At 64.2% G+C, this 15,316-nt stretch carries 11 protein-coding genes, 1 tRNA gene and 2 rRNA genes (1 of these 14 cut by a window edge); 4 read left to right on the top strand and 10 right to left on the bottom strand.

Annotation, left to right across the window (positions count from 1 at the left end):
* Window positions 1–4 precede the first annotated feature (4 nt).
* Genes G4G27_RS21375 through G4G27_RS21360 form a run of 4 tightly spaced genes read right to left on the bottom strand, consistent with a single transcriptional unit; the run spans window position 5 to window position 4,177 of the window.
* On the bottom strand, window positions 5–910 hold the full coding sequence (locus tag G4G27_RS21375) for a crotonase/enoyl-CoA hydratase family protein (protein WP_244624738.1): 906 nt from the start codon (window positions 908–910) through the stop codon (window positions 5–7).
* Window positions 907–1,560, bottom strand: a complete 654-nt coding sequence (locus tag G4G27_RS21370; RefSeq protein WP_244624449.1) for an Isoquinoline 1-oxidoreductase subunit — start codon at window positions 1,558–1,560, stop codon at window positions 907–909. The genes G4G27_RS21375 and G4G27_RS21370 overlap by 4 nt, the downstream gene beginning before the upstream one ends.
* Window positions 1,557–3,713 (bottom strand): molybdopterin cofactor-binding domain-containing protein, encoded by a 2,157-nt coding sequence (locus G4G27_RS21365; RefSeq protein WP_183110496.1) that lies wholly within the window; start codon window positions 3,711–3,713, stop codon window positions 1,557–1,559. The genes G4G27_RS21370 and G4G27_RS21365 overlap by 4 nt, the downstream gene beginning before the upstream one ends.
* Window positions 3,710–4,177 carry a (2Fe-2S)-binding protein gene (locus G4G27_RS21360; RefSeq protein WP_183110495.1) on the bottom strand — a complete coding sequence of 156 codons (468 nt, stop codon included), beginning with the start codon at window positions 4,175–4,177 and terminating at the stop codon, window positions 3,710–3,712. Before G4G27_RS21360 ends, G4G27_RS21365 begins: the two co-directional genes overlap by 4 nt.
* Before the next feature lie 129 nt (window positions 4,178–4,306).
* Here G4G27_RS21360 and G4G27_RS21355 point away from each other — a divergent pair, with 129 nt between their 5' ends.
* Together G4G27_RS21355 and G4G27_RS21350 are read left to right on the top strand one after the other, a co-directional pair.
* Window positions 4,307–6,802 (top strand): DegT/DnrJ/EryC1/StrS family aminotransferase, encoded by a 2,496-nt coding sequence (locus G4G27_RS21355; protein ID WP_183110494.1) that lies wholly within the window; start codon window positions 4,307–4,309, stop codon window positions 6,800–6,802.
* Window positions 6,799–7,851: a glycosyltransferase gene (locus tag G4G27_RS21350; protein ID WP_183110493.1), complete on the top strand. Its 1,053-nt coding sequence runs from the start codon at window positions 6,799–6,801 to the stop codon at window positions 7,849–7,851. The genes G4G27_RS21355 and G4G27_RS21350 overlap by 4 nt, the downstream gene beginning before the upstream one ends.
* A gap of 15 nt (window positions 7,852–7,866) precedes the next feature.
* Here G4G27_RS21350 and G4G27_RS21345 read toward each other — a convergent pair whose 3' ends face one another.
* Entirely contained in the window at window positions 7,867–8,430 is a 564-nt protein-coding gene (locus tag G4G27_RS21345) for a YdeI/OmpD-associated family protein (protein WP_183110492.1), read from the bottom strand.
* A gap of 784 nt (window positions 8,431–9,214) precedes the next feature.
* Between G4G27_RS21345 and G4G27_RS21340 the strand changes: the two genes are divergently transcribed.
* On the top strand, window positions 9,215–9,691 hold the full coding sequence (locus G4G27_RS21340) for a DUF4126 domain-containing protein (protein WP_183110491.1): 477 nt from the start codon (window positions 9,215–9,217) through the stop codon (window positions 9,689–9,691).
* Entirely contained in the window at window positions 9,688–11,064 is a 1,377-nt protein-coding gene (locus tag G4G27_RS21335; RefSeq protein WP_183110490.1) for an FAD-containing oxidoreductase, read from the top strand. The genes G4G27_RS21340 and G4G27_RS21335 overlap by 4 nt, the downstream gene beginning before the upstream one ends.
* A 56-nt stretch (window positions 11,065–11,120) precedes the next feature.
* On the opposite strand, the gene G4G27_RS21330 is transcribed toward G4G27_RS21335, so the two are convergent.
* From G4G27_RS21330 to G4G27_RS21310, 5 genes are all read right to left on the bottom strand, one after another.
* Window positions 11,121–11,492 carry a hypothetical protein gene (locus G4G27_RS21330; RefSeq protein ID WP_183110489.1) on the bottom strand — a complete coding sequence of 124 codons (372 nt, stop codon included), beginning with the start codon at window positions 11,490–11,492 and terminating at the stop codon, window positions 11,121–11,123.
* A gap of 98 nt (window positions 11,493–11,590) precedes the next feature.
* On the bottom strand, window positions 11,591–13,018 hold the full coding sequence (locus G4G27_RS21325; protein ID WP_183110488.1) for a hypothetical protein: 1,428 nt from the start codon (window positions 13,016–13,018) through the stop codon (window positions 11,591–11,593).
* Window positions 13,019–13,267: 249 nt separating this feature from the next.
* Window positions 13,268–13,344 (bottom strand) — tRNA-Met (locus tag G4G27_RS21320).
* Window positions 13,345–13,434: 90 nt separating this feature from the next.
* Window positions 13,435–13,549: ribosomal RNA gene (rrf, locus tag G4G27_RS21315) — 5S ribosomal RNA — on the bottom strand.
* Window positions 13,550–13,740: 191 nt separating this feature from the next.
* Window positions 13,741–15,316: ribosomal RNA gene (locus G4G27_RS21310) — 23S ribosomal RNA — on the bottom strand; it runs 1,233 nt beyond the window's last position.

Raw genomic sequence — 15,316 nt, 5'->3', positions numbered from 1 at the left:
CTTCTCAATCATAAGGCGGGTCGTCGAACCAGTCGGTGAAGTCGGGCCATGCTTCGGACACGCGGTCGAGGAAAACGGGCGCGCGTTTGTCGAGGAAACTCGCCACGCCTTCCGCCGCGTCACCGCTCGCGCCGCGCACCCAGATCGCGCGGCTTTCGAGGCGGTGTGCTTCCATCGGATGCGCCATGCCCATGCCGGTCCACAGCATCTTGCGCATCAGCGAAATGGAGACCGGCGCGCCCTCGCCAGTCAGCTCCTTCGCCAGTGCCCGGGCGGCGGGAAGCAGGTCATCAGGCGCATGCACGCTGCGCACCAGGCCGCCTTTCAGTGCCTCGGCTGCATCGAACACGCGGGCCGAATAACACCATTCGAGCGCCTGGCCGATGCCGACAAGGCGCGGCAGGAACCAGCTCGACGCCGCCTCCGGCACGATGCCGCGCCGCGCGAACACGAAACCGAAGCGCGCCACCTCGCTCGCCAGGCGGAAATCCATCGGCAAGGTCATGGTCGCACCGATCCCGACCGCCGGGCCGTTGATCGCGCCGATCACGGGTTTCCTGGATTCGAAGATGCGCAGTCCCACGATACCGCCGCCATCGCGCACCGCAGGGTGGCTATAATCGACGCTGCCGTCGGCACGCGTCGGCGAGTCCGCGCCATTCCACCCGCCGCTCTTGTCATAGTCGAAGGTCGCGGCGCCGCCGGACAGATCGGCCCCTGCACAGAAACCGCGCCCAGCGCCGGTGACGATCACCGCACGAACCCTGTCGTCGGCATCGGTCGCGTCGAACGCCGCGACCAATTCCTCCATCATCACCTGATTGAACGCGTTGAGCTTGTCCGGCCGGTCGAGCGTGATCGTCGCAATGTCATCATCGACGGCGAGCGCGATCGTCGTGAAATCGCTCAAGCCGGACACTTCGCGCCGCTCTCCACCCAAGCTTTGGTCAGCGCCCCGAACTCGGCCTGGCTGCCCGGTGCGGGCACGCGGCCCTTGCCCGGATTCCATCCCCAGCCGACCAGGCTGTCATGGCTGTTATGCTCGATCAGCTGCTCAAGCGACTTGCCGTCGTTGCGCTTGGGATCCTTGATCTGCTCGCAGATCTGGCGGAGCGTCTTGCCTTCCCACGCCATCTCGATCGGCGCGAGGTGCCAATTGGGGTTTCCGGGAATGCTGCCCGAGCCATTGGCGAAGGCGACATTGGCGGGCCCATGGCATGTCGCGCATTCAAGACCCGGCGCACCATGGCCGTCGGGGCCACGCACCACCGGCGGATTGTGCGGGGTCATCGCATCGTTCTGGTTGGGGCGATCGGTGCGCGGATGGCAATTGAGGCAGCGCGGGCTCTGGATCACCTTGCCCATCTCCGTAAACAGCGCGGCGGAGCGTGCATCCTGATTACGGATCGAGGCGAAGCTGGCGGATGCCTTCAGGCCGGTCGATGCCGGTACAGCCGTTTGCGTATTCGATGCCAGCACCGCGACGGGCAAGGCGACGACAGCGACCGCCAATGTTGCGTAGCGAAGCGGGATGACGCGCCGGATCATGCCCAGTTTCATACATTGTCTCCATGCGCGAAGGGCAATCGGCGCACCGCCTTGCCGGTTAGTTTGCGCCAGGCATTAGCAACGGCGGGTGCGGTCGGCGGCAGGCCGGGTTCGCCGACGCCGGTCGGGTTGGCGCCGGACTTGATGATCGCGACCTCGACTTCCGGCATCTCTCCGATACGCAACGAGCGATAGCTGTCGAAATTGCTCTGCTGCACCACCCCGCCTTCGCCCAGCGTGATCTCGCTATAGAGCGCATGGCCAAGGCCATAGCCGATCCCGCCCTCGATCTGCGCGCGGATGACATTGGTGTTGACCGCGATGCCGCAGTCGATCGCGCACCACATCTTGTGCACCTTGGGCAGGCCGTCCGCGCCTTTCGACACCTCGGCGATCTGCGCGACATAGCTGCCGAAGCTCTTGTGGAAGGCAACGCCGCGCGTGCGGCCGGATTTCGCATCGAGCCCCCCGGCCAGTTCGGCAACACGGTTGAGCACCGCCTTGGCGCGATCATCCTTCATCAGCTTGAGCCGCCCAGCGATACGGTCCTTACCGCCGAGTTCGAGCAGCTGGTCGAGGAAGGTTTCGACCGCATAGGCAGTGTGAGTGTTGCCGACCGAGCGCCACCACAAGGTCGGCACGCCATTCTGCATGACATGGAAGCCGGCGCGGAAAGCTGGAAAGTCGTAGGAGCTTTCGGTGACGCCCTCCATCATCGAATCGTCATAGCCCTTGGTCTTGTCTTCGAACGGCGTGCCGATCATGAAGGACTGGGCGGCGATGACCGAATCCCACCCGACGATCTCCCCCGCCGCATCGACTCCTCCCTGCGCACGATGAACCACGAGCGGACGATAGCGCCCGCCGAGCAAGTCGGTCTCCCGCGTCCAGATATGCTTGACCGGGGTCTTGCCGCCGAGCGCCTTGACCGCGGTGGCGGCTTCGATCGCGAATTCCATCGCCGGCGTCGCGCGCCGGCCAAAACTGCCCCCGGCATAAAGCTCGTGAAGCGTCATGCCGGCGAACGGTACGCCAAGCGTGGTGGCGATCGCCGCGGTCTCGCCGACCTGGAACTGGCTGCCCATCCAGACGTCCGCGCCCCCTTCACGCGGCTCGATCACCGCGTCGAGCGGCTCCATCGGACCATGCGCGAGATAGGGAAAGACATAAGTCGCATCGAGCGTCTTCGCCGCACCCTTGATCGCGGCGGCGGCATCGCCCTTTGCCTCGGCTTGCTTGCCCGGTGTCGCCGCGGCGGCCGCATAAGTCTTGATCATCGTCTCGGTCGAGCGGGTTTCCGCCTTGGACAGGTCCCAGTCGATCTCAAGCGCGGCGCGGCCCTTGATCGCCGCGAACGTGTCCTTGGCATAGACCACCACGCCATGCGGGATCGCCTTGACCGCGACCACGCCGGGCACGGCCAGCGCGGCCGCATCGCGCACGGCCTTGACCGTACCGCCAAATGCGGGCGGATGCTGGATCACGCTGATCACCATGCCGGGGCGGCGCGTGTCCATGGTGAATTGCGCCGTGCCGGTCGTCTTGACCAATGTGTCGATTTTGGGAACATCGGTGCCGATCAGGGTGAACTGGTCGGGCGTCTTGAGCACCGGCTTTTCCGGCACCGGCAGCAGCGCGGCGGCGGCAGCAAGCTCACCGAAACTTGCCTTGAGCTTGCCGTGACTGATCACGCCCTTCGATACCTTGATCTCGGCGGCAGGCACTTTCCATTTCTGCGCGGCGGCCGCGACCAGCATCGCGCGCGCGGCGGCACCGGCGGTGCGCAGCTGCATCCAGCTATTGGCTATCGCGGTCGAGCCACCGGTGCCCATCGTACCGAACAGCAGGTTCTTGTAGAGCGGATCGTTGGCAGGCGCGAAGGCGATGCGCATCTGGCCCCAATCGGCGTCGAGTTCGTCGGCAACGATCGTGGTCAGGCCGGTCGCCGGGCCCTGGCCGAATTCGATATGCTTGATGATCACCGTGACGCTGTCGTCGGCGGCGATGCGCACGAACGCGTTGGGCTGAAACGGCGCAGCGGCATCGGCCGGCGCCGTCGCGGCGGCGGCCCGGCCGCCAAGCGGCAGCGCAAGGCCGAGCACCAGGCCCGAACTGCCGAGAAATTCACGGCGGCTCGCGCCCTTGGCATCGAAGGGCGCGTTCATGATGCGGCTCCCGCCGATTTCGCGGCATCCTTTATCGCCTGGCGGACGCGGACATAGGTCGCGCAACGGCAGATGTTACCCGCCATGCCATGGTCGATATCCTCGTCGCTCGGGTTCGGCTTGATCGAGAGCAGGCCGATCGCCGACATCACCTGACCCGACTGGCAGAAGCCGCATTGCGGCACGTCGATCGCGACCCACGCCGCCTTGACCGCATCCGCCGTCTTGCCCGTCACTCCCTCGATCGTGGTGACGCTGCGCCCGGCGATGGTGCCGACCGGCGTTACGCAGGAGCGGCGGTTCTTGCCGTCGAGATGAACGGTGCAGGCGCCGCACTGCGCGATACCGCAGCCATATTTGGTGCCGGTCAGTTCGAGATGATCGCGCAGCACCCAAAGCAGGGGCGTGTCGGGGTCGCCATCGAAGGTCGCCTTTGCTCCGTTGAGAAGGAACTCGGTCGCCATATGGCGTCTCCCTTTTGATGCGTTAGCGATACGATAGGTCGTTGCGTGGCGAGAGCAATGGAAAACCCGTAGATCGCGCGTCCCGGGATCGTAACGGGTTTTTAGTCGGCACCGGGCATAAGCACGCGCATGCGTCATTTTCCTCTGATTGCCCCCAACCCGCCACGCCTCAGCGAGCAGCGCGATGCGTTGCGCCGGGTCGAAGCCTCCGGCGTGTTCAGCAACAACGGGCCCGAAGTCCGCGCGTTCGAAGCCGAGGTCACCGACACCTTGTTCGGCGGTCGCGGCGCGAGTCTTGCGGTGTCCAACGCCACGCTCGGCCTGATGGTCGCGATCAAGCATGCCGCGATCGAGGCGGGTCGGCCCGGCGGCCTCGCGTTGATGCCCAGCCTGACCTTCGCCGCGACCGCTCAGGCCGCTTTATGGTCCGGCCTGACGCCGCTGATCTGCGATGTCGATCCCGACGAATGGAGCGCATCGCCCGAGGCGGAGGAGCAATTGCTCCACCATCACGGCGACCGGATCGGCGTGATCGTCCCTTATGCGACCTTCGGCAATGCGATCGATCTCGATCGCTACGCCTGGCTGCAGCAGCGCTTCGGCGTCGGCGTGGTGATCGACGCGGCATCCTCGCTCGGCACGGTCGATGGCGCCGGCAATGGCTTTGGCCATGATGCGCCGTTCGCGGTGGTCTATTCGATGCACGCGACCAAGACCTTCGCGGTGGCCGAAGGCGGGCTGGTCCATAGCGGCGACAAGCGTCTGATCGATGCGTTGCGCGCGATGATCAATTTCGGCTTCGAGAGCGGACGCAACGCAACCCTGCCCGGCATCAACGCCAAGCTGCCCGAAGTGATCGCGATACTAGCGCGCGCCAAGCTCGGCGAAATCGAGGCGATATGCGATGCGCGCGCCGCGATCGAAGCTGCCTATCGCGAAAGCCTGAGCGACTTCACGCTGCAGGCGGTATCGGGGCGGCGGCGCGCGATGCAGTTCATGCCGATGCTGTTGCCCGACACACTCGCCGCACGGCGCGACGATATCGTCGCCCGGCTTGCCGACGCCGGGATCGGCGTAGGGCGGTATTTCAGCCCGCATCTCGCCGAGCAGCCCTTGTTCCAGACCAGCGCACTGATCGAACCGACGCCGGTCGCCGACCGGGTCGCCGCACGCATGCTGTCGCTGCCGATCACCGATGCGATGACGCCGGCGGATGCGCATCATATCGCCGCCACGCTGAAATCTATCTGCCACGCCGAGGCCGCATCCGTGCCGGCCGTAGCGCGCCAGCCCATGATCGCCTCGACGCTGATCGTCGGCGGCGGACCAGCCGGTACCGCACTGCTCACCGCGGCGAGCAAGAAAGGCCAACTAGCCGATCTGGCCCGCGCCGGCCTGGTCGTGGTCGAGCGCGACGATGCGATCGGCGGCGGTCGGCTCGGTCGCTATGCGATCAATTCGGACAGCACCGCGCAAACCTTCCTGACCGCGGTCAAGGACAACCCCCACCCCGAACTTGCGGCGATCATGGCGCACCCGGCGGGCCGCGCGGTCGAGCGTTATGCCAATGCGCTTGGCGTGCCTCTGGTCGAAGCGGGTCCATTGCTGCGCGCGACCGGTGACCGGCTGGCCGATATCGTGTCCGCCAATGGTGGATCGGTACTGACCGGGCATGAAGTGCTGGGCAGCCAGCGCACGACCGACGGCCTGTGGCGCACGCGGCTCAAGCGGCGTGCCGACGGGATCGAGTTCGACCAGCTGTCGCACCGAATCGTCATCGCCACCGGCGGGCATCAGCCGCTCGGCCGGCTGGTGCGTCAGAGCGTCGCAGGCGTTTCGCTGGTCGAACAGGTCGGCGACAAGCTCCTGCAGTCCGACGAGATCCTGTCGCTCGGCGGCTTCGCCAAGGTTGCCGATCTGCTCGCCGGCAAGCGGAACCCTCGCATCGCGGTGATCGGCGGATCGACCAGCGCGCTGACCAGCATCGCCCTGTTGCTGAAGGGCAGCCCCGCGTTGCCGTTCGGCGCGGGAGGCATCACTCTGCTCCACCGTCGTCCGTTACGGCCCTTCTACCCATCGGTCGAAGCAGCGCATGCCGAAGGCTTCACCGATTTCGGCCCCGAAGACATCTGCCCGGTCAGCGGCTTCGTCTATCGCCTGGCCGGTTTCCGACTCGAGGCGCGCGAACTGGTGCTACGCATGCTCGGTATCGATGGCCGCGCACCCGATCCACGCATCGCGCTTCACCGCATCACCGGCGATGACGACATAGCGGCACGCGAGCATCTCGATCGCGCGGATATCGTCGTTGCGGCGCTCGGTTATCGCCCTCACGCATTGCCGCTCAGCGATATGCAGGGCGAGCCGATCGCGCTGTCGGCACAGGTGGGCGGCGCGATGGTCGACCGGCATTGCCGCGTGGTCCATGCCGACGGAACGCCCGTTCCCGGCGTCTACGGCATCGGCCTTGCCGCCGGCTTCGTGCCGTGGGGCGCGCTTGGCGGCGAAGCGAGTTTCTCGGGCCAGGCCAATGGCCTGTGGTTGTGGCAGAACGATGTCGGCCAGATGATCGTTGATCAGATCCTGGAAGGAACGGCGGCGAGTCAGATCAGGGCGGTGGCATGACGACCCCCGCCGTCAGTATCGTCATGGCGGCGTATAATGGCGCGGGCCTGGTCGGCGAAACGATCGCCAGCCTGCAGGCGCAGAGCTTCAACGATTTCGAGATCGTCGTGGTCGACGACCGGTCGACCGACGACACACTCGCCGTGCTACGCGGGATCGACGACCCGCGGCTTCGCGTGATCGAAAGCGAGACCAATCAGGGCCCGGTCCGCGCGCGCAACCGCGCCTTTGCCGCGGCGCGGGGGCGGTACATCGCCGGACTCGACCAGGACGATCTGTGTCGTCCCGAACGGCTCGCCAGGCAAGTTGCCTATCTCGAGGCCAATCCCGACACGGTGCTGCTCGGCACCGCGGCGGCGGCGCTCGAGGACGGACGGCTCTCCGCCACCAGCCATGCCGCAAGCTCGACGCCATCGCTGATCGAATGGCTGCTGAGGATCGAGAATCCGCTGGTCTGGTCATCGGTGATGATCCGCGCCGATGCCGCGCGACAGCTTGATCCGTTCACCCGGCCCGCGATTCTCTACGCCGAGGATTTCGATCTCTATCACCGCCTCGCACGGCTCGGCCGGATTGCGCGGCTCGACGACGAACTGCTGGTCTATCGCCGCCACTGCGGTGGCGCGTCGCAGCGTTATGTCGATACGATGCGCGCAAATGCCGCGCTGGTGCTCGCCGAGGCCTATCGCGATCTGTTCGGCGACGAGGCGCACGATGTCGCCAGGCTCGTCGTACACCATATCATGGGACAAGAGCCGGTGCCCAACCGCGTCGCTTTGCTCCAGCTCGGCTCCGCACTGGCGCGCCTGCAGGAGGATTTCCTGTCGACCCGCACGATCGATGCCGAGAGCCTGACCCTGATCCGCTGGGAGACCGCGCGGCGCTGGGGCAGGGTCGGGCGCGCGGCGCTGCGTACCGGGACGATCGGACTGGGCGACGCGGTCGCGGTCAGGCCCGACCATCTCGGGCTTGGTCATGCCGGGGTCGAGCAGCTGGTCATGTCGCGGCTGATCGGCGGCGCGCGCTCGGCGATCAAGCGGACGAAATAACGCGCCTTCGTTAGATCAGGACGTCAACCTGGCGATTGCCTTGCCAAGACGAGCCGCGCGGATTTCGGGCGTGACGGCCTTCAGGACGGGCAGGAAAACGGCGTAACGGCCAGTCTTGTCGAGCCGCTCGAAAGCGGCGGCGGCGGGAGCATTGTCCTTCAGTGCCGCGACGATATCCGGCGCAAGTTCCGCATCGCGCTGCGGCTGATAGGCAATGGCCCAGCGCCCATCCGCTTGCGCGGTAGCCACTTCGGCCAAGCCGGGCGCCTGCATCCGCCCCGCATCGGCCAGCGCCTCGACCCGCAGCACATTGAGCCGCGACCATGGGCTGCCCGTGCGTCGGCGCGAATAACGCTGCAGATAGAAATCGCCATCGTAGCTCTTTCGCTGGCTGTCGATCCAGCCGAAGCACAGTGCGACGTCCAGCGCTTCGCCGATGGTCAGCGATTTCGCGGCGGATCCCTTTTTTTGGATCAGCAGCCAGATACCGTTCGACCCCGCATGATTTTCCGCGAGCCATGCCTGGAACTGATGTGCATCGAACCGGGCTCGCGTCTCGCCGCTCGCGGAGTCGGCCATTGTTTCGCCGGGGGATAGCGTCGGGCCGGCAATTGTCATGATCGTCCATGTCCCCAACGGTTGCCGTTTCATGGGTGATATGGCGTGGTTGGCCGGATTGAAAGCGCCCCGGTCCGCGCGGCCTGTGGTTGATGGTCATGTGAAAGAGCGGAACGGCAGTGGATGGGACACCGTTGGGGGCGATGTAATGGCCGGGCGGATAAGATTGAATCGGTGGCATGGCTCCGTTCGGCGCCGCACGAGCTCCGATGGATCGCAGCCCGATGCCAATATTCGCGCAGCTGCGGGAAATTTTGCGGGAGAATGGTTTTTTGGGCGTTCTGCGGGAAACTGCGGGAAAAACTGCGGGAAAATCGGTGCGGCGTAGCGGGAATTTTGCGCACGCTTTACGGGAATATCGGGAAATGGCGGGACGTAGGTCATAGTCTTTCGGTTCCGAGTCAGCCGAGTCAAAGGGTCGGTCGGATGGCCTTTTCCGCGACGCTGCGGGCCTCCGCCGGAAGCGTCATGACGACGACAGTCTGCAAGGTGAATCGCTGGCTCCGTAACCACGCCTCACCCCAACGTCATGCCAGCGCAGGCTGGCATCTCTCCGCGAAGTTCGACACGGCTGCCCACGCGAGAGATCCCAGCCTTCGCTCGGGGTGACGTATTGGGATGCCCGACGTTCATCCCATCGCAGCGTCGTCATCAAGCGCCAAAACCGCCTTCGATTTCGCACGAGACTCGCGTGGGAAAAAGAATATCCTGCATCATTACCTGACCGGAACGAAGGGGACCGCGCATGACCATTCTGATCCTGGCGTTGCTGATCGGCGTCGTCGCCGGCCTGCGCGCGATGATGGCGCCGGCCGCGGTGAGCTGGGCCGCCCATTTTGGCTGGCTGCATGTCGACGGCACCTGGCTCGCCTTTCTCGGTTATCGTTTCACGCCGTGGATTCTGTCGGTGCTGGCATTGGCCGAACTCGTCACCGACCAACTCCCCTCGACGCCGAGCCGTAAGGTGCCGCCGCAATTCATCGCGCGCCTGCTGACCGGCGGCCTTAGCGGCGGCGCGATCGGTGCGGCGGGCGGCGCGGGCGGCGGATCGATCGCCGCCGGCATCGTTGCCGGGCTGATCGGGGCGGTGATCGGCACCTATGGCGGCGCAGCGGCACGCACGAAACTGGCCGGACTGTTCGGCAGCGACCGGCCAGCGGCGTTGATCGAGGACGCGGTGGCGATCGCCGGCGCTTACCTGATCGTCTGCTGCGCGGCATGAGCCGCAGCTTCGACGCGATCATTGTCGGCGCAGGTCAGGCCGGGCCGGCACTTGCCGGGCGGCTGACCACGTCCGGGATGAACGTCGCGCTGATCGAACGCGGTGCGGTCGGCGGGACGTGCGTCAATACCGGCTGCACGCCGACAAAGACGATGGTGGCGAGCGCCTATGTCGCGCGCATGGCGAGCCGGGCCGATGACTATGGCGTCGGCATCGACGGGCCGCCGGTGATCGACATGGCCAAAGTCCAGGCACGGGCGGCGGCGGTATCGTCGGGGTCGCGCGACCGGCTCGAACAATGGCTGATCGGCATGGCGCGGCTGACTCTGCTACGCGGCCATGCCCGCTTCACCGCGCCCGACACGATCGAGGTCGGCGGCGAGCCGATCACCGCGCCGAAGATATTCCTCAATGTCGGTGGCCGCGCCAACGCACCAGCGATGCCCGGGCTCGACCAGATCGACTTCCTCACCAATGTCTCGATCCTCGAACTGACCGAGGTTCCGCACAACCTGGTGGTGATCGGCGGCAGCTATATCGGGCTCGAATTCGCACAGATGTTCCGGCGCTTCGGCGCCGCCGTGACGGTGGTCGAGATGTCGTCGCGCCTGATCGCGCGCGAGGATCCGGAGATATCGGAGGCGATCCGCGAAATGCTGATCGCCGAAGGGATCGAGATTCGCACCAACGCGACATGCATCTCGTTCGCCCCTCATGCCGAGGGCATCGCCGCATCGGTCGATTGTACCGAAGGCGCGCCACAGGTTATCGGGTCGCATGTCCTGCTCGCGATCGGGCGCAAGCCCAACACCGACGATCTCGGGCTCGACCAGGCCGGCGTCACGGTCGACGGTCGTGGTTATATCCAAGTCGATGAGGGTCTGGCGACCAATGTGCCGGGCATCTGGGCGCTGGGCGACTGCAATGGCCGCGGCGCCTTCACGCACACCGCCTATAATGATTTCGAGATCGTCGCCGCGAACCTGCTCGATGGCGAGAACCGGCGGGTGAGCGATCGCGTGCCGGCCTATGCGCTCTACACCGATCCGCCGCTCGGCCGGGTCGGCCTGACCGAGACGCAGGCACGCGACAGCGGCCGGCCGCTGCTCGTCTCGACCCGGCCGATAAGCCAGGTGTCGCGCGCGATCGAAAAAGGCGAGACCAATGGCCTGATGAAAGTCGTTGCCGATGCCGAGACCAGGAAAATCCTCGGCGCGGCGATCCTGGGCGTCGGCGGCGATGAAGCGATCCATGGTCTGATCGACGCGATGCACGCCGATCTGGACTTTCCCGTGCTGCAATGGGCGGTGCCGATCCATCCCACCGTGTCGGAATTGATTCCGACCCTGCTGGGCGGCCTGCGTCCGGTTTAGGGCTGGGTCGTCGCGCTCCGCGCTCTTCAACAGAAAGCGCGATAGCGCGAGCCGCTTTAGCCGGCTTTTCCGTAACGAAGGATGGTGACGGGGTTCGCTCCTTCCGCTGCGTCACGTGTTAGCCAGACCATCACAAAGGCCTGATCGCCATGCGAAAAGCCGAAGCCCTGCCCGCGACCCGCTTTGGCCGCGCCTTCGACATCGGGCAATGGTTGCCAGCCCTTGGCCCGCTCACCATACCAGCGACGCAGCGCCGCGAAGTCGGTAGCGGTCGGTGCGGCGAGATGCGCTTCGACCGGCTTGCCGAAGCGGGTGCGCAACAGCTGATCGACCTGCCCGACCAGATGCTCCTCCGCGCTCGCCACCTGGTCGCCAAATGCATATTCCGCAGGGTGGACGATTGGCGCCGGAGGGTCTGGCAGGGACATGGCGGTCGGCTCCTTCTGGGTGCAAGCGGCCAGCATCAAGACCGCGACAAGGGGCGCTGGCCAGCGCCACCTGAACCGTGATGGAGCACCGCGGCCGATCACGGTTCGGCGGTGCGCTGCACGCGGCTCAGCGTGGTGTTGAAGGCATCGGCGACCGGATCGCCCACGCCGAGCTCGCCGGTTTGCGGGTCCTGCGGCAAGGCGGCGCGTTCCAGCTTCTGTGCCGCCGTCGCGCCCGGATCGGCGATCGCCGCCCTTACCGCGAATTGCACCCATTCCTTGCCGACGCTTGCCGCCGTGCCAACGGCCTTGCCGCCCACGCCCGCCTTGTCGACCACCGTGAGCACCGATTTCAGCACCGCCGTCACCACCTCCTGCTGCGCCTTCACGTCCTTGGAATGGGCCGCGGCGCCAGCGTAGATCGCGCCAGTGAAATATCCAAGCGTACCGGCATTCTCGCGCCGTTCCTGCCCGTTGACGTTGGTCGTCTGGTTGAGCCGGGCGATTGGATCACCCTGCAGGTCATTACCGAACTGAAGTCGCGCCATCTGCTCGCCGAGCTTGGCTTCCTTGCCGTCGGCGATCATCACCTGAGCATAAGCGGCGAGATCCGAGCCATCCTGCGTCTCGGTGTTATAGGTCAGCTCGCGGGCGATGCCCGCAGTGTCGCTGTCGAGCAATTTGGTCATCGAATCGGTGACGGCGGAAAGAGTTTCGTTCCGGTCCGGCGAATTCTGGCCGAGCCCCACGCCTTGCGTGTCGCGCACGGTGCGCAATGCATCGGCGCCGGCGTCGAAGATGCGCGCCTTGAGATCCGCGTTCGTGGTGCTGACGGCCGCGTCCATCACCGACTGAAACCCCTTGGCGTCGAAGCTGGTGATGACGCCGCCCTGGGAATATTGGTTGCTCTGGTCGATGCCCGTATTCATCACCGCGCGCAGCTGATCCTGGTCAAGTGCGCCGAACGCGGCCTCCGCCTGCGCGCCGCGCATCGATCCGATCACCTTGCCGATCGCCGACGCTTCCGCATCCACTTCGCGCGACCAGGAACCACCGAAGCTCGCACCGTCCAGTCCCTTGCCGTCCGTTGACTGGGCAGCGAGCGCCTTCACATAGTCAACCTTCGCCGCCGAGGACGCGTGCGACGCGACGGCATCGGCCAGTTCGCCGACCCGGTTATAACCGTCCTCCCCGCTTGATGCCTTGGCGAACGCATTGCTCACCTTGGCCAGACTGTCGCCGTCGAGCTTGCCCGCCAGATCGGTGAACATGTCGCGGCGCTCATTGTCGGTATAACCGCCATTGCCGAACCACGACCCGTCGACCGCTTCGGACGCGAAGCGATCGAGTTCGCCGTTGCGCTGCATTTCGTCGATCACCGCATCGGCGTCGGTCGCGCTCAGCCCTTTGAGCTTGGCCGCGACATCGTTGACCTCGTCATGCGTGACGGTGTTGAACCAGCCGCCATTGTCGAGCTTGCTCTTGATGTCGTTATAGGCGGACTGCTGTACTGGGGTGAGCGACACGGACCCGACTCCTGTGATGAACTTCGGGCGGCGTTGAAGCATATTTCGGGAGGAGCGGCTGTCATCGAAACGATTAGATCGATGGTTTGTGAGCGCTGACAAGCGCTGGCATGACCGATGGGCGGCGAGCCTGCTGCGCCTCGACCGCAACGGCGGGCGCGCTCCAGCGGGAGGCGCAACCTGGCCTGGCGATCATCGCCAGACGCAAAAAAGCCCGCCAAACCGTGAGGTTTGCGGGCGATTGTCCGTTGGTTGCGGGGACAGGATTTGAACCTGTGACCTTCAGGTTATGAGCCTGACGAGCTACCGGGCTGCTCCACCCCGCGCCAAGGTTCTTCTCCCGCAATGAAGCGGGGAAAAGACATGTGAATGGGTTCCGTACTAGAATTCGTTTTTCACTGCTCACCGGCTACAATGCCTGGCGACGACCTACTCTTCCATCGCTTAAGCGATAGTACCATCGGCGCAGTCAGGTTTCACGGCCGAGTTCGGGATGGGATCGGGTGGGGCACTGACGCTATAGCCACCAAGCAATGAAGCCGGTGAGAACACCCATCTGGCAAGCCAGATGGGGCCCTTAAAGGGAGCGAAAAACGGTTCTAAAATCGATGCACACTTAGCCTGGAATTCAGGTGTAGTTGTATTAGGCGTAGCTCTTAATCATCATCCGACATTCTCGGACAAACGCTGGTGTTACCCAGAGTTGTCGTTGATGGCGGGACTCTCAAGCGCAAATAGAGCAATTAGTATCGGTTAGCTCCATGCGTTACCGCACTTCTACATCCGATCTATCAACGTCGTGGTCTCCGACGGCTCTATGAAATCTTATCTCGAGGGAGGCTTCCCGCTTAGATGCTTTCAGCGGTTATCCCGTCCATACATAGCTACCCTGCTGCGCTTCTGGCGAAACGACAGGTACACCAGAGGTATGTTCAACCCGGTCCTCTCGTACTAGGGTCAACTCCTCTCAAATTTCGACGCCCACGGCAGATAGGGACCAAACTGTCTCGCGACGTTCTGAACCCAGCTCACGTACCACTTTAATTGGCGAACAGCCAAACCCTTGGGACCTGCTCCAGCCCCAGGATGTGATGAGCCGACATCGAGGTGCCAAACAACCCCGTCGATATGAGCTCTTGGGGGTTATCAGCCTGTTATCCCCGGCGTACCTTTTATCCGTTGAGCGATGGCCCTTCCACAAGGGACCACCGGATCACTATGACCGACTTTCGTCTCTGCTCGACTTGTCAGTCTCGCAGTCAGGCTGGCTTATGCCATTGCACTCTAACAGACGGTTTCCAACCGTCCTGAGCCAACCTTCGCGCGCCTCCGTTACTCTTTAGGAGGCGACCGCCCCAGTCAAACTACCCGCCACAGAGGGTCCCTGATCCAGTTTCATGGATCGAGGTTAGACATCAGAAAACAACAGGGTGGTATTTCACCTATGGCTCCACGACAGCTGGCGCCGTCGCTTCAAAGCCTCCCACCTATGCTACACAGTTCTTTCCTAATGCCACTCTGAAGCTGCAGTAAAGGTGCACGGGGTCTTTCCGTCTAACCGCGGGTACTCCGCATCTTCACGGAGAATTCAATTTCGCTGAGCATGTCCTGGAGACAGTGGGGAAGTCGTTACGCCATTCGTGCAGGTCGGAACTTACCCGACAAGGAATTTCGCTACCTTAGGACCGTTATAGTTACGGCCGCCGTTTACCTGGGCTTCATTTCGGAGCTTGCACCCCTCCACTTAACCTTCAGGCACCGGGCAGGCGTCAGGCCCTATACGTCGTCTTGAAGCCGACTTAGCAGAGCCCTGTGTTTTTGCTAAACAGTCGCTACCCCCTGGCCTGTGCCCCCTCATAACGGTTGCCCGCTGTGAGGGCCTCCTTCTTCCGAAGGTACGGAGGCAATTTGCCGAGTTCCTTCAGGACACTTCACTCAAGCGCCTTGGTATACTCTACCTGACCACCTGTGTCGGTTTCGGGTACGGTCTATACGGTGGGGCTATTTCCTGGAACCTCTTCGAAGCCAGACCAATCCAATAAGGCCTGACAACACACGAGATCCGTCACACACCACCAGGTCACGGAATATTAACCGTGTTCCCATCGACTACCCCCTTCGGGCTCGTCTTAGGGGCCGACTCACCCTGCGCGGATTAGCCTTGCGCAGGAACCCTTGGTCTTTCGGCGAGAGGGCATCTCACCCTCTTTATCGCTACTCATGTCTGCATTCGCACTTCCGATACCTCCACGACCCATTACCAGATCGCTTCACCGGCTTACGGAACGCTCCGCTACC

Origin of the sequence: Sphingomonas sp. So64.6b, from assembly GCF_014171475.1 — a bacterium.
GTDB classification, from domain to species: Bacteria; Pseudomonadota; Alphaproteobacteria; order Sphingomonadales; family Sphingomonadaceae; genus Sphingomonas; species Sphingomonas alpina_A.
This window is presented reverse-complemented; position numbering and strand designations above follow the sequence as displayed.